The 14,176-nt window shown below is 41.1% G+C and carries 14 protein-coding genes and 1 pseudogene; 2 read left to right on the top strand and 13 right to left on the bottom strand.

Annotated elements, in window-relative coordinates:
- Positions 1 to 10: 10 nt before the first annotated feature.
- The 7 genes and pseudogenes from VEA_RS09560 to matP form a co-directional block, all read right to left on the bottom strand.
- The gene (locus VEA_RS09560; RefSeq protein WP_006742600.1) at positions 11 to 670 is read right to left on the bottom strand and encodes a DUF2726 domain-containing protein; all 660 of its coding nucleotides are present in this window, start codon (positions 668 to 670) and stop codon (positions 11 to 13) included.
- 136 nt (positions 671 to 806) lie between these two features.
- Positions 807 to 2,198 carry a hypothetical protein gene (locus tag VEA_RS09555; protein WP_012841814.1) on the bottom strand — a complete coding sequence of 464 codons (1,392 nt, stop codon included), beginning with the start codon at positions 2,196 to 2,198 and terminating at the stop codon, positions 807 to 809.
- Between the two features lie 35 nt (positions 2,199 to 2,233).
- Positions 2,234 to 2,599 carry a phage protein gene (locus VEA_RS09550; protein ID WP_041852959.1) on the bottom strand — a complete coding sequence of 122 codons (366 nt, stop codon included), beginning with the start codon at positions 2,597 to 2,599 and terminating at the stop codon, positions 2,234 to 2,236.
- A pseudogene (locus tag VEA_RS23420) lies at positions 2,577 to 2,780 on the bottom strand (DUF3693 domain-containing protein); the annotation flags it as partial. The pseudogene VEA_RS23420 and the gene VEA_RS09550, both read right to left, overlap by 23 nt.
- Before the next feature lie 170 nt (positions 2,781 to 2,950).
- On the bottom strand, positions 2,951 to 3,274 hold the full coding sequence (locus VEA_RS09545; protein ID WP_012841811.1) for a hypothetical protein: 324 nt from the start codon (positions 3,272 to 3,274) through the stop codon (positions 2,951 to 2,953).
- A gap of 114 nt (positions 3,275 to 3,388) precedes the next feature.
- Positions 3,389 to 3,700, bottom strand: a complete 312-nt coding sequence (locus VEA_RS09540) for a DUF3634 family protein (protein WP_005396496.1) — start codon at positions 3,698 to 3,700, stop codon at positions 3,389 to 3,391.
- Positions 3,701 to 3,715: 15 nt separating this feature from the next.
- Complete coding sequence (gene matP / locus VEA_RS09535; protein ID WP_005396497.1) at positions 3,716 to 4,165, bottom strand: macrodomain Ter protein MatP; 450 nt, start codon at positions 4,163 to 4,165, stop codon at positions 3,716 to 3,718.
- A 210-nt stretch (positions 4,166 to 4,375) separates the two neighbouring features.
- On the opposite strand from matP, the gene VEA_RS09530 reads away from it, so the two are divergent.
- The gene (locus tag VEA_RS09530; RefSeq protein ID WP_012841810.1) at positions 4,376 to 6,016 is read left to right on the top strand and encodes a S16 family serine protease; all 1,641 of its coding nucleotides are present in this window, start codon (positions 4,376 to 4,378) and stop codon (positions 6,014 to 6,016) included.
- 70 nt (positions 6,017 to 6,086) lie between these two features.
- Entirely contained in the window at positions 6,087 to 6,605 is a 519-nt protein-coding gene (gene fabA, locus VEA_RS09525) for a bifunctional 3-hydroxydecanoyl-ACP dehydratase/trans-2-decenoyl-ACP isomerase (RefSeq protein WP_005396499.1), read from the top strand.
- Between the two features lie 120 nt (positions 6,606 to 6,725).
- Here fabA and rmf read toward each other — a convergent pair whose 3' ends face one another.
- From rmf to VEA_RS09495, 6 genes are all read right to left on the bottom strand, one after another.
- Positions 6,726 to 6,899 carry a ribosome modulation factor gene (gene rmf / locus VEA_RS09520; RefSeq protein ID WP_005377453.1) on the bottom strand — a complete coding sequence of 58 codons (174 nt, stop codon included), beginning with the start codon at positions 6,897 to 6,899 and terminating at the stop codon, positions 6,726 to 6,728.
- Between the two features lie 181 nt (positions 6,900 to 7,080).
- The gene (locus tag VEA_RS09515; RefSeq protein ID WP_006743220.1) at positions 7,081 to 8,814 is read right to left on the bottom strand and encodes a DUF3466 family protein; all 1,734 of its coding nucleotides are present in this window, start codon (positions 8,812 to 8,814) and stop codon (positions 7,081 to 7,083) included.
- 7 nt (positions 8,815 to 8,821) lie between these two features.
- Complete coding sequence (locus tag VEA_RS09510; RefSeq protein WP_006743219.1) at positions 8,822 to 10,741, bottom strand: ABC transporter ATP-binding protein; 1,920 nt, start codon at positions 10,739 to 10,741, stop codon at positions 8,822 to 8,824.
- The gene (locus tag VEA_RS09505; RefSeq protein ID WP_012841808.1) at positions 10,719 to 10,919 is read right to left on the bottom strand and encodes a glutaredoxin family protein; all 201 of its coding nucleotides are present in this window, start codon (positions 10,917 to 10,919) and stop codon (positions 10,719 to 10,721) included. The genes VEA_RS09510 and VEA_RS09505 overlap by 23 nt, the downstream gene beginning before the upstream one ends.
- Positions 10,920 to 10,982: 63 nt before the next feature.
- Positions 10,983 to 13,103 carry a bifunctional 23S rRNA (guanine(2069)-N(7))-methyltransferase RlmK/23S rRNA (guanine(2445)-N(2))-methyltransferase RlmL gene (gene rlmKL / locus VEA_RS09500; protein WP_005396504.1) on the bottom strand — a complete coding sequence of 707 codons (2,121 nt, stop codon included), beginning with the start codon at positions 13,101 to 13,103 and terminating at the stop codon, positions 10,983 to 10,985.
- A gap of 488 nt (positions 13,104 to 13,591) precedes the next feature.
- Positions 13,592 to 14,134, bottom strand: coding sequence for a cell division protein ZapC (locus tag VEA_RS09495; protein WP_005396505.1), 543 nt, complete (start codon positions 14,132 to 14,134; stop codon positions 13,592 to 13,594).
- Between the last annotated feature and the right edge of the window lie 42 nt (positions 14,135 to 14,176).

Here is a 14,176-nt window from a genome sequence, read left to right as displayed (position 1 = left end):
CGGCTCTGCTTTAGCTGTACTGTAATACGCTTTCCAATTCTCTACACTTTATTATCGTGTCACGTTCTAATACGGTTGCGATATGTGTTTTGTCATAAGAGCTTTTAGCTTCAAACCGAAGCAACGGATGGTGTCCGTTAAGTGCATTGTTTACGTATATATCTCGTTCTTGTCTCTTCTTCTGTCTATGAGATGAATCATCTAGCTCGATGACCGCCAATACTTTTGTGTCTCTATCCGTTATCACGTAGTCCATTCTTTTAGCCCAAGTTCGAGAGTTATCTTTAAAATTGGTCGGTTGAACTAACGCCATCAATGAAACTTGGCTATGAATCACGTATTTATCAGGTATAAGCTCCTGCAACACCCTATAGAATTTGCGCTCTGTCTTGGTAGCCAAGTATGTACTTTTCTTGTGAGGTACAGAATTGGTCTTATTGCCAGTCTTCGGCAGAGGTACTTCGACTATCTTTGGGGTCTTTTCTACAACTTTGGGTTCAAAAGAATGCACGCTGTTCGGTCTTCTGATTGCTGCACCTTGTTCCCATTCGTTAAGCCTACGTTTAGGTTTCTTTCCCTTCTTTGTAAATAGATACACAATACACGCTAAGGATATAAGTATCAGTAATTCAGGCACTTTCTGTTCCTCACTCATAAAAAATGAGTGCATGGTAGCATATCATTTTTGTTCGGTGTGTAATTGAAATCAGCTTTTATACACCCCCGTAGAGCATTACGGGGGGAAATTACCACTCAGAAACTTGCTTTGTGCTCTGATATGAGAAAGTGTCAGTCGCTCTGTTGGCTTAAAGTTTTTTAGTCAGGTTTGCCATGCTGTCCTTTATTGTTCCCATATCAATACTAGAATTAACTTCATTTGAAGGTTGATGATTTTCACTCATTTCAATGCTGAGCAAATCTCGAACAATTTTCATTTTCTCATCAACTCTCATTTTGTAAACATCTTTTGTTTCCAAACCTTTTTCGATTAAATCAAATGATTGGCTTTCACTTATATGAGTCACTAAATACACGGTTTTCTTTAATCTTCTCATATCTTCAAGGTTATCTTTTAATAATGAGTAGAAATGTGCTAAACCTTTCCCTGCCAAACCTAGTAGACCTATATAAATTATTACTATTGGTGTTCTACTTAATATCAATTGATATATATCCTCACCTTTATTAAACAGCTCTGCCAAGTTATAAGCGCCTTCTATTAACTTATAAAATACCGCATATGATATAATGAGACCCAGTGTAAACAATGTCAGGTATAAGTAGTTTTGTTTTTGTATTTCCTCTTTGTATGTTACAAAGTCCTCACTATATTTACTTCTTTCTAATTCCAATCTTCTCAATTCATTGTTAATTTTTTCTTTATTTTCGTTCAAAGATTGTAAATTTTCAGCTTTAGATCTGATTGCCTTTTTGATGCTATCCGACTCTAACTCCAAGAAATTCAAGTCTTTTTTGACTTCGTCAGTGGATGCTTCTAAATTCAGTATTGTCGCCTTCTGGTCCTCAATCTTAGAGTTCAAATTACCAAGCTCTAACTTTTTAGTTTTGATTTCACTATCTATTTCTGACTTTTCTTCATTTGCATCCTGTATATCACTTCGCAAGCCATTCAACTTTCTAAGCTCTTCATTTGCTTCTTCTATCTCCTGATGCAACTGACCACTTTCATCCATAAAGTCGCCCATAAGCTCAGCGATATCTTCAGCACTTCTTCCGGTTATGCTTAATACAAATAATTTATCGTATATTTCATTACTAGATAATATTTTTATTTCTTTAACAAACCTTTTTATATCCCATCTATAGTAAGTAAGTGTTACTCCTGAAGGCTCTCTTTTTGAGTAAGGTATTTCTAATATATTCCCATCATAATCCTTAACCATTATGGATATTTTATGATTTTTTATACTTGAAACTTTCATTCTTAATGTAGAAACATAATATATTTCACCATCTAGAACAGTTAAGTCACCATTGCTATGGTCATAGTTCAATAAGTTTCTATCTGTTATTTTATATTCACCATCTTTATATTCATAAAATGCTTCCCCATTACTTTTAGGTTTCAAGATATATTGATTTCTAATATCTATTAATTTTTTATACATCATAAAATTCCATACACGACTCTTATCGAAAGAGTTTATCAGCGCATATGCCACTAATCCAACAGCCATTTGACGCAGTCTTCATTTATGAAGACTGCGTCATCTTATTTCATAGAGCTTAGAATCCGTGCAAACTTTAAAATCTTAGTTGATATCAAAAGGTCGGTTTCAGCCCCTATCTGTAAAAGAGCTATCCCGGTTACAATTTGCTGCGGCGTAACCAACTCTCCACTTGGTAGCTCCAACCTCTGACCTTGTATTTTGAAACCTTCCCAACTCGGGTCTTGACCTAGCTCTCTTCCTTTAACCATTCTCATTAACCGTTTACACTCAGGTGGAATGGTTTTCCCCTTATCCCATTCCTTGACTGTCCTCACAGTTTTTAAACAAAGTTCAGCAGCTTGTTCGACGGATAAACCACATTCAAATTCACGAAAAATATAGTTTTTAGTCATTTCGTGATACTTCATTGAATAGTCCCTCAAAAGAGAGACATTTTATAGGACTAGCATATGCAATCGCATTCAACATAAGCAGATATAATGCGCACTGATATAGGGGTTCCTGTGGACTTGCAATCACTAAGGCTAATCCAGTGCAAGCCATTGAGATTCCTGACAATCCAAGCCCATTAAACTTTTTTGCAATTCCTTCCCATACTGATTTTATCTGCGGATTATTATTGCGAGATGATTGGTTTATGGCTCACCTGTAGCCTGCATTCCCAACCAATTACACGAGAGCCACTTCATTTTCATCTAGTTCATCGAGTCTGAAAGCTTTGCGCTCTTGCTGCCCGATGCTTCTAATCAACATTGCAATCACGAACCTGTGGCTATATGAAGCCGAATATACTTTTCTGGATATTTATAACGATAGTGTTTTCCTTTCCTCAAGTTGGATTTCACATACCGACAAACTTTTTTGTCACCACTACTGGTTACTCTTTTTATTACTGCTTTTTTACCTTTGTGTTCCATCTCTATCATGACATCACAATAACCTTGGTAGTCATCAAATTTATTGTCTGCTTTCCTTTGAATCTTAGTTTTAATCTTTTTAGCCAATGGATTCGTTTCCGAGTCGTCAGACAAAGCTGAAGCACTTACAAAGAGAAAGATCATTAAAGTTACAACGTATCGCATAGTTTAAGTCCGTTTATCTTATTGATTAATCAATGATAAATAATTTTTCTATAGATACGAAAATGGGACGCTATATTGCGTCCCATTTAACACGATTAAGTAACTGATATGTAATTAAGCTCGCTTCTTGCCTTTGCTCGCTTTGAAACCTTGATGCGGAAAAACGTTGCGAATCCGCTGTTGGATTTTTTTGGGAACGTCCTTGGAAAAGCTCAAACGCATGCCAGTTCGTTGGCTATATACCTTCATTTCACCACTAAAAGGATTATGTTCACTAATATCTTGTAAGTTATGTTTGAAAGAAGGTGGTAGATGCCCTTTTACGTTACTGATATGGCCGTTATCAAACTTTACTTTTAGCACTGGTCTATCAACTGCGATCAACCAAAAGATTACGATGGCAGCAATTAAGATTACATATAACATTTGGCACTCCCTATCCTAGCTAGATAGCAATTTACTCAAATCCTCTTTGATCGAGGTAACTTTTTGACTCGCTTTTTCACTTCTCGATGCTTCAGAAAGTAGATATTCAATTGCGTCAGATAATGTACAACCGAGCTCGTTTGCTCTGCTAGAAAGCTTTTCCCAAACTCGATAATCTAAATCAATGGACTTTTTCTTTGTATGGACTTGCTCTGCATTGAAATGACGCTTCCTTTTCGCTCGGATAGCCTGCTTGAGTTTGTTGTCCAACTCTTCTGACATGTGGTTTTCTATCCAAGCCAAGACAAGTGTAGGCTCGTGTTCAAGGCGTTTTAGCTCTGCAACCGCGGCATCTGCTTCACTTGTATCAATATGTCGGGTAATCGCTTCACCATCTTTCCATTTCTTGATGAGATACTTCCATTTCCACCCACACTCTAGATTCTCAAGCTGCTGATATTTCATTTATTCCGACCCATAAACATAACCTAGTGACAGCGTAACCCAGATAATTTACTTGGGCAAATAAAACTCTTAGAAGTATCGATGTTGATCACTCATTTGTCTAAGTATTGTTCATTGAGTGTTGAATGCCGTGAGCGAACAAAATTGGTGCTAGGGTGTTATAGTCCATTTCGTTATAATGTCGGCAAGATTGAATTACGATGAATTTTAATGAACCAACTTAATTGGCAAGACGTAACACCTTCACTTGAACAGTACGAAGCACTTTTAAAGTCTGCACCTTCGTTACCAAAGAAGTCTTTTACTGATCTTCAACCGAGGATGTCGGCAACGATATCTCGCTTTTCCAAAATGTCGGGATTGACACGCGTGCTACTCATTAACTGCGTCGATAATTCTGTCTATAGAGAGTTCATCAGTAAAGCTCTTCAGAGTCATTCTAACGCTGCGATTGTTTTGTCGGAATCACTTGATGCCAAACGTTTATTTGACCGTTACAGTGTTGATGTAAGTGGTGATATTGCCTTCCAACCTGGCTTGATTTCACAAGCTGACGACGGTTATTTGATTGTACCTGCTAATCTCATTCTGGCTAACCCGGGACTTTGGCCGAATATAAAGTCTGCAATTCAACAAAACCTTATCGAGCCACTGAACCTAAGCCCTACTCGCTTACCTACTTCAGTACCGCCATCTAAAGCTTATGATGTAAAACTGATTGTAACTGGGGAAAGAAGTCAGTTAGCAGAGCTAGAATATATCGACGAGGACTTTTGTTCAGGCTTTGCCATGTATACCGAAGTTGAAGAAGATATTCATTTGTCAGAGCAGAATTTGACAGATTACTTTGGTTTGGTGAACTGGATATGTTCTCAATATCAGCTGCCTCACTTAACGGAATGTGGCTTTAGAAGACTGTTGCTAGCTGGTATGAGATTTACTGAAGATCAACATTATTTGCCGTTAGGTGTAATGTGGCATTCTCAACTTCTAACACTTGCCAGCCAGTTCAGTGATGGCCAAACATTAGATTACGAGTCATTAGATAAAGCGATTGACGACAAGTATTATCGCGAATCCTATCTTCCTCAGCGTGCCGTGTACGATATTTTAGATGGACAAGTCATTATTGAGACAACTGGGGAACAAGTTGGTCAAATCAATGGCCTAACCGTCATCGATATGGCTGGACACCCTGTCAGCTATGGTGAGCCTGCCAGAATATCGTGTGTAATTCACTTTGGTGATGGCGATGTTTCCGATGTTGAGCGCAAAGCTGAGCTTGGAGGCAATCTACATGCGAAAGGCATGATGATTATGCAAGCTTTCTTAAGCTCTGCTCTAAAACTGGATGAACCACTGCCTTACTCCGCCTCGATCGTATTTGAACAGTCTTATAGTGAAGTTGACGGTGACAGCGCATCTCTCGCAGAACTTTGTTGCTTGGTGAGTGCGTTATCTGAATCTCCAATTAATCAACAAGTTGCGGTTACAGGAGCCGTCGATCAGTTTGGTCGAGTGCAAGCAGTCGGTGGCTTGAACGAGAAAATTGAAGGTTTTTATCAGGTTTGTAAACATCAGGGTTTTACGGGAAATCAAGGCGTTGTCATGCCGAAATCAAACCTTAAACACCTTGCATTACATAAAGATGTAATAGAAAGCATTAAAAATGGTGAGTTCCATATTTGGTCCGTCTCTACGGTAGATGAAGCTATTCCGATTGTTATGAATAAACCCTTCAGAGGCGAAGACGATAGCATTATTGGCAAAATAGCGGAACGTATTGAAAACTTTGAAAGACATGAGCATCCAGAAGGAATTGTGCAGCGCATCAAAAACTGGTTTGTCTAGTACTGATCGGAGTTGTTTAGCGTACACGTGTTCACTAAGATGCAGCTATCAAAAATTGGAGTAATTGATAATGCAAAACAAACGTGATTCTTATAACCGTGACGATCTACTTGCTTCTAGCCAGGGTGAGCTATTTGGACCAGGTTACCCTCAGCTTCCTGCACCAAACATGCTAATGATGGATCGTATTACTAAAATGTCTGAGACAGAGGGCGATTTTGGTAAAGGTTTGATCTTGGCGGAATTGGATATTACTCCAGATTTGTGGTTCTTTGATTGCCACTTCCCTGGTGACCCGGTAATGCCTGGCTGTCTTGGCCTTGACGCGATGTGGCAACTTGTTGGCTTCTTCCTTGGCTGGGTTGGCGGTAAAGGTAAAGGTCGCGCTCTAGGTGTTGGTGAAGTGAAGTTTACAGGCCAAATCTTACCGACGGCGAAAAAAGTAACCTACGAAATCCATATGAAACGCGTCGTAAACCGTAAGCTAGTAATGGGTTTGGCTGACGGTCGTGTATGCGTAGATGGCAAAGAAATCTACGTTGCGAAAGATTTGAAAGTTGGTTTGTTCCAAGACACTTCAAACTTCTAATCACGACTTTAATCGATTTATAAAGGCTCCTATTTAGGGGCCTTTTTGTTTGCCTAGTCTATAAATGTAGAAAAGGCTCCGTAGAGCCCTTTCGAATCCTTCTTTTTGTATGTGGAGAGTTTATTTGTAGAGACCAGATTGTCTTTCATCTCTGGCATCACGCCAACCACCTAACCAATACGACCGAGCATCAACTTGTTGATATGGGCAAGCCTCTTGAGACCTTCCATTCAACCCAGCTTTATAGCCTTGAGATTGAGCTCGTTCTAGGCGATCACGCTTTTGTCTCTTCATAGTTAATTCCTCATACAGGTCCATTTACTAACGTACAGCTGTTATTGTGAAACTTTGATGGAGTTTTTATGACTCCACTTATAAGAATCGATCAAGTTGAGTGATTTCTCAAGGCATAAAAAAAGCAGAGGCTCAAATGTGTGAGCCTCTGCTTGATTTAAAAATTACTGACGATTTTTGACTATTTTCTACGGAACCCAAACAATCCAAGCATGGTCAAAGCTAACCAACCAAGGCCTGCACCTTGACGCTCTGTTGTCGTTGAGTCAACGCTTCGAGACACAATGTCCTTCTCAGTCGCACCTGCAATAGGCACCAATTTTACAGCTACGATTTGTTCATCAGAACTACATGTCGCATTGTTTGCTGTTGTACTGTAACCGCCAGCACATTTCATCGCGGTACCAGAAATCACACCTGCATCGTTGATATCGGTTGCGTCAAGAATACGGAACTGGTTGTTTTGTTCAGAGTAGTCACCGCCATTAGTCAAACTATCTAGGAACCAAGCTTTTCCATTAAATAGTGTTGAAGCACGTTCACTAGTCTCACCACCTACACTATATGGGTAGATAAAACCGCGCTTACGACGTGGCTTACCATCGTCTTCACGTGTCGTTTCCGCATCGAGCTGTCCGACAATTTCATTGTAAGAGTTGATCCCGCCCATCTTACCGCCCGCACCGCTAAAGAAAATACCTGTAGTTGGGTAAAAAGCGTTAATAGAATCCTTACGAACATCATTTACGATAAAGAGACGATTTGGAGCAGAGCCCGTTGGCATTAGATATCCGCCGGAACGTTTTGCTTCACCAATAGCAACAAAATTTGAGTTAACATCGGTTAATCGTGAGTTTGTATGAACCGTATCATCACCTTCACGCTGTCTAGCTCCTACAACAACTTTGTTTTTCCAAGTTGCGTTTTCAACGCTACCTTCTGCCTCTAGTGTTCCGACAAAAACAGTAGCATTCAGATAGTTATCATCACTGTATGTGTTGTAACCCACGCCGTAAACCGTTGTTCCATCTGTGACAAGGTCACGCATGCTTCCTTGAGCCAGTCTTTCTCCATCTTTAGATGTGCCACTTGGCCAAGCCAATTCACTGACGGTTCCACTTTGATCCCAAATAGCTGCTTTCGATGTGTGGTGAGCGCCATTGGTATTACTTGCTGTTCGAGATACACTACCAACGGTAAAAGTGCCATCGGTTTTCCAAGCGTGGCTTTGCACAACGCTTGCGTCGTTATCACCTGTAACAAAATTTGGTTCAACAGGTGCTACGACGGTATTTCTTGTTTCCAGTGTCGACTTGTTTTCACTGTTGACTTTACTTTGATTACCGACAGCGGCACCATCTTCGGTAAGCTGATTGATAACATTGTTATATTCATTTTTATAAGCAGCAGAATCGCCTTCTACAAATGCTAACGCATTAGAAGTAAAGTCTTTACTACGCTCTTTGTTCCATGGGGTCCAGTTTACAGAAGCCCAAGAGTCACAAGTAGAATAGCGAAGCTGGTTATAACAGTAACGTTCAAAATCTTTGAGTTCTTGGATGTAATAAAAGCCCGCGTCCAATCCAAATGGAATTTCCTCACGATAGCTATTTCCATCCACGGCTTGTGTTGCTGAAATAGGTGTTGTGCGAGTTTCCATCGCAAGCTTAAATTGGTCTGGTGTACAGTTTGCTGCCGCATCAAAACAGCCCAAAGCGAAAGGGGAACCTGTTGAAGGATCTGTACCCGCATCACCTTGCTGAATTGCAACCCCATAAGCCGTTTGGTAGTCACCGTTTGAGCCATGATCCTGAGGTGAAACCTCAACCACTTGATACAATGCCGCCTGTGCGTTCATTGTGGTACCAACCATCATTGCAATGGCGGTCAATTTGAATTTATTACTACAATTCATTGAATTCTTAACTATCCTGTTGCATTGCTTCGAGTTCTTCCCATCTCTCGAATGCGATTTCCAACTCCTGCTCTAGTGCAGCAAGCTGTTCCAATACCGGCTGAGTTTGCTCTACAGGTTTAGCAAAGAACTCTGGATCGTTCACTTGCTCCTGAAGGCCCTCGATATCCGACTCTAATTGTTCTAGTTTAGCTGGTAGAGCTTCTAATTCTCTTTGCAGCTTATACGATAACTTCTTCGAGTTGTTCTTAGGTTGGGTTGTTTTGGGAGTTTCCTCAACCACTTTTTCTTTTTTCGCTGGCTTTTCAACCGCTTGACGAACCGCCAATACCTGTTCACGCTGCTGTCTTGCATCGTGATAACCACCAACAAACTCTTCAATCACTCCGTTTCCTTCGAAGATCCAGCTTGTGGTAACAGTATTATCAACAAACTCTCGGTCGTGGCTAACTAAAAGCAACGTGCCCTGATAGTTGGCAAGCATTTCTTCTAAAAGTTCCAACGTTTCGATATCCAAATCGTTGGTTGGTTCATCAAGAATAAGTAAGTTGTTTGGTTTCAACAAGATACGAGCTAGCAGTAATCGGTTTTTCTCACCACCAGAGAGCGCCTTAACCGGGGTTCTTGCGCGCTTAGGTGCAAATAAGAAGTCTTGAAGATAACTCAGCGCATGACGCTGACGTCCCCCAACCATTACTTCTTGTTTCCCATCCGCTAAGTTATCGATCACTGTCTTTTCTGGATCCAAAATCTCTCGGTACTGATCAAAGTACGCGACTTCTAATTTTGTTCCGCAGTGTAAACGACCAGACTGCGCTTCCAATTGCCCTAATAGCAATTTAAGTACCGTACTCTTACCGCAGCCATTTGGTCCGATAAGTGCAATACGGTCACCGCGCATAATGTTAAAGCTAAAGTTGTCGACGATTGTCTTGCCTTCGTAAGCAAAAGATATGTTTTCTGCTTCAAATACAATTTTCCCTGAACGTGAAGCATCATCGATATTAAGGTTAACTTTGCCTTGGACATCCCGGCGATCGCGACGCTCTTCACGAAGTTTCTTCAATGCGCGTACACGACCTTCATTTCGAGTTCGGCGTGCTTTAATGCCCTGCCGAATCCAAACTTCCTCTTGAGCAAGCTTTTTGTCGAATTCAGCATTCTGCATTTCTTCAACGCGGAGCATCTCTTCTTTTTCTTCTAGGTAGTTGTCGTAATCACCAGGGAAAGAAGCTAATTGCCCGCGATCTAAATCAACAATGCGTGTTGCCATTGATTTGATGAACGCACGGTCGTGAGAAATAAAGATGATCGAGCCTTTGAAGTCTTTTAAGAAGTTCTCTAACCATTCGATAGTTGTTACATCAAGATGGTTTGTTGGCTCATCAAGAAGCAATACATCAGGGTCACAAACCAGCGCGCGAGCCAAAGCAGCTTTACGCTGCCAGCCACCGGATAAATCGGTTAGTTTAGTTTCTGGACTTAGTTTTAAAGCACCAAGTACGTTCTTGACACGGTCATCAAAACGCCAAGCATTAGAATGGTCAAGCTGCTCTTGAACCTTGGCTAAACGGTTGATGTTTTTCTCACTCGGGTCTTGAGCAACAAGATCGAGAAGATCGTGATAGATCTTCAGTTGTTCGCCGATTTCAGCCAAACCGCCAGATACGTATTCGTAAACCGTACCCTCTTGATTACGCGGTGGATCTTGTTCAAGTCGAGAAACAACGACGTCTTGAGTGATTTGAATCTTGCCGTCGTCCAACAAAATGTCGCCGGCAAGCACTTTCATTAACGTGGACTTACCTGCTCCGTTGCGACCCACTAAACAAACGCGTTCGTTTTCTTGAAGAGCGAACTCCGCTTTGTCCAGTAATGGGTGGTCACCAAATGCAAGTTGTGCGTTATGAATGGTAAGTAATGCCATTATTATCCAACCAATGTGTGAGTTGTTCTAAGTCAAACGGCCAGTTCAACTCAGAATCTTGATACTTTAATACGGGTATTGTGACGCCGTAACGAGAAAACAGTGCATCATCGAACGCAATATCAATGATATCTGTTTGCTCGGCCAAACCAATTTGGTCTACTAGAGCAAATGCCATCTCACAAAGATGGCATCCCTCCGTGCTATACAATATCAGCACGTATTAATCCTTTTGTTTATACTACGCGTGCGTTACTAGCCAACAGTTATGAATCTGTTTATTACGCGCAAAATCTAATGGTAACGTTTGAGAAGAAATATTCTGAGCCTTCAAACCAAGTTCAGCCAGCGACTCTTCATCCATCTTGAAGTGGCGCTTGTTATTCGAGAATACGATAGTGCCTTCACTTCTTAGTAAACGTTTAAGATTCTTCATCAGTTTAATGTGATCACGTTGTACATCGAATGATGTTTCCATACGCTTAGAGTTAGAGAACGTAGGTGGATCAATAAAGATCAAGTCGTACTCACCTTTCGCGTTTTCTAGCCATTGCAAGCAGTCTGCTTGTTCATAGCGATGCTGACGTCCTACACAGCCGTTAAGCTGCATATTGTCTTTCGCCCAGTTCAAGTAGGTATTTGACATATCAATAGTCGTTGTGGAACGAGCGCCACCAACCGCTGCGTGAACCGTCGCACTCCCAGTATATGCAAACAAGTTTAAGAAATCTTTACCTTGCGCCATTTCACCTAAGCGACGACGAGTGATCTTATGATCCAAGAACAAGCCAGTGTCTAGATAGTCATGAAGGTTTACGATCAGCTTCACACCGTACTCGTTTACTTCAAGCGTCTCTGATACCTGACCTAATTTTTGGTATTGGCTGCGACCCTTCTGCTTTTCACGAACTTTAAGTACTACTTTGTTCGCCTCTACACCTGTCACCTGAATCGTTGCACGAATGATATCCGTTAGGCGACGTTTTGCTTTTTCTTCTGGAATGTTTTTTGGCGCAGCATACTCTTGAATTACGATTTGATCGCCGTATACGTCTATCGCCACATTGTATTCAGGAAGATCAGCGTCATAGATTCGGTAGCAATCAAGCTTCTCTTTACGAGCCCACTTGCCAATCTTGCCAATGTTTTTCTTTAAACGATTTGAAAAGTCTGGTGCGATTTGAACATTAGTATCAGCACCCTTCACCTCATCAGCACTGCGCTCTGCAATACTGTAGTTCTTTTGGTGACAAGGTAACGCACCATTATTCAATTTAAATTGTTTATCAGCACGCATACGAAGACAGCTCAGCAGCTCGTCTGAACTCGAGAAGATAGAGGCTTTACATCCACCAAACTCAGATTTTAGCTGTCCACCAAATGCGGTGTAGAGCGCAATTAGCCCCGGCTCAGTTCCTAGACGTTCACCGTAAGGTGGGTTTGAAACGATAACACCGTGTTCGAATCCTGCAGGACGAGTAATGGTTGCAGCATCACCTTGTGCGAACTCAATCAATTCTTCAACGCCTGCTCTGCGCGCGTTTTCTTGAGCAACTTTTAATACTTTAGGGTCGTTATCGAAGCCAAAAAACTTAGCGTCAACTTTCTTGACACCTCGTCTAGCTTGAACATTAGCCTCTGATTTAATCTCTGCCCAAGTCTCTGGTTCAAAGTCTTCCAACACTTCGAAACCCCATTGCTTTCGCTTAACGCCAGGAGCCATGTTGGCAGCCATCATCGCAGCTTCAATAAGCAAAGTACCAGAACCGCACATTGGATCGAGTAATGGTTGATGCCCATCCCAGCCACAACGCATGATAATCGCAGAAGCAAGCGTTTCACGTAACGGGGCACGACCCGATTCTGGTCGGTAGCCACGCTGATGCAAACCACTGCCTACCATATCGATCCCAAGCAACGCTTTATCTTTATGCAAACGAACGTGAATACGAACATCTGGGCGTTCTTTACTGATGTTGGGACGCGGCAAACCTTTATTTTCAAAGCAATCTACGATGCCATCTTTGACTTTCATCGCACCGTATTGGCTATTTCTGATCTCACGGTTTGTGCCGTTAAAGTCCACAACAAAACGTTTAGAGCTATGAAATTGGTTAACCCAGTTAATAGCAGATGTAGATAAATACAAGTCCATGTCGTTGTTACACGTGAACTCAGATAAAACACGTACAAATCGAGACGCTAAACGGCTCCACAAACAACAGCGATAAACCTGTTCGTTTGTCGCTTTAAATTTTACGCCTGCCTGTACTGGTTTCGCATTTTCAATGCCTAGTTTAGTCAGTTCTTCAACAAGCAAATTTTCCATGCCATTTGAAGTTACCGCGAGATATTGATTCATAGTGTTCTTTCGCTGATAAAAAATGGCTTCAATTATACCTGACTTTACGATCAATGCCTCGTTTTTAAAGGAATTTCCCCACCTGTTAGTTCAAATCATCACCAACAAAATGATCTGAAACTTTCAACATCTTCAATTTGAGTATTTTTTATTCACGAACGAAATTTTGTTCCCTTGGAAAGAAGTGAATACTTATTTACATAAATTTTGGTATATACCAGGCAATGATTGTTGATGTAAGTTACTTACATTTTTTCCTTATAGGGGAATAAATGGGGTCATTTTAAGCGCTAGGTTGCCTAGTTAAGGGAGTCATCAGATTGAAATAAGTAAAATAAAAGTGACCAGCTTCATGTTTGCATGCATAGAAAACATACAGTTTCATGGCTGATGGGGATCTAGTATCAAAGGAAAGGACAAAAAAAATCGACCTAACGAGGTCGACTAATGCAAACAAAGGAACGAAATAAAGAAAAAATTAAACAGGTTTACCCCACCATTGCCATAGGGGTTATTGCAAAGAGGTGATTTGCACAAGCCATGCGGTCATGCATTACTTTAATCGGCTGCCCAAACTGAAGCGCCTTATTGCCATCAAGCACAAACGCTTCTTGGTTAACATAAGCACATAAGCTCGACGTCTCGCCTGGTTCTAACACGATGAACATGCCATCAGAATATTGGTTTGTTAGAAAGACCATGTCCCCTTCTTCAGGCTCGTAACCTGAGGACTGTGCGTCAAAGAACCAGCTTTTAGGCTGTACAGGTTTATGAAAGCGCTTTGCCGCAACACAATACAGTGTTAACTCAGCTTGGCGGTATTCACTGATGTCGAGGCATCGAATACGTTCATTAAACGTTTGGAATGCACTGGCGTCATCAACGGTAAATTCATTGTTTGAGAAGGCACAGTTAACCAACAATTTTCGGGATAAATTGGTTTGGAAAATCATTTCCTCCCCCAGATCCAGCATTAAGCAAGCTTTTTGCTCGTCAAAATACCAATTCCATTTGTCGCTGGGTTTAAGCATTATTCCGTTCTCTCTTGACTAGTTAAATCAGTGGTAAAGAGG

Origin of the sequence: Vibrio antiquarius (assembly GCF_000024825.1) — a bacterium.
Taxonomy (GTDB): domain Bacteria; phylum Pseudomonadota; class Gammaproteobacteria; order Enterobacterales; family Vibrionaceae; genus Vibrio; species Vibrio diabolicus.
The sequence above is the reverse complement of the archived record's forward strand: the minus strand, read 5'-3'. Positions and strand labels throughout refer to the sequence as shown.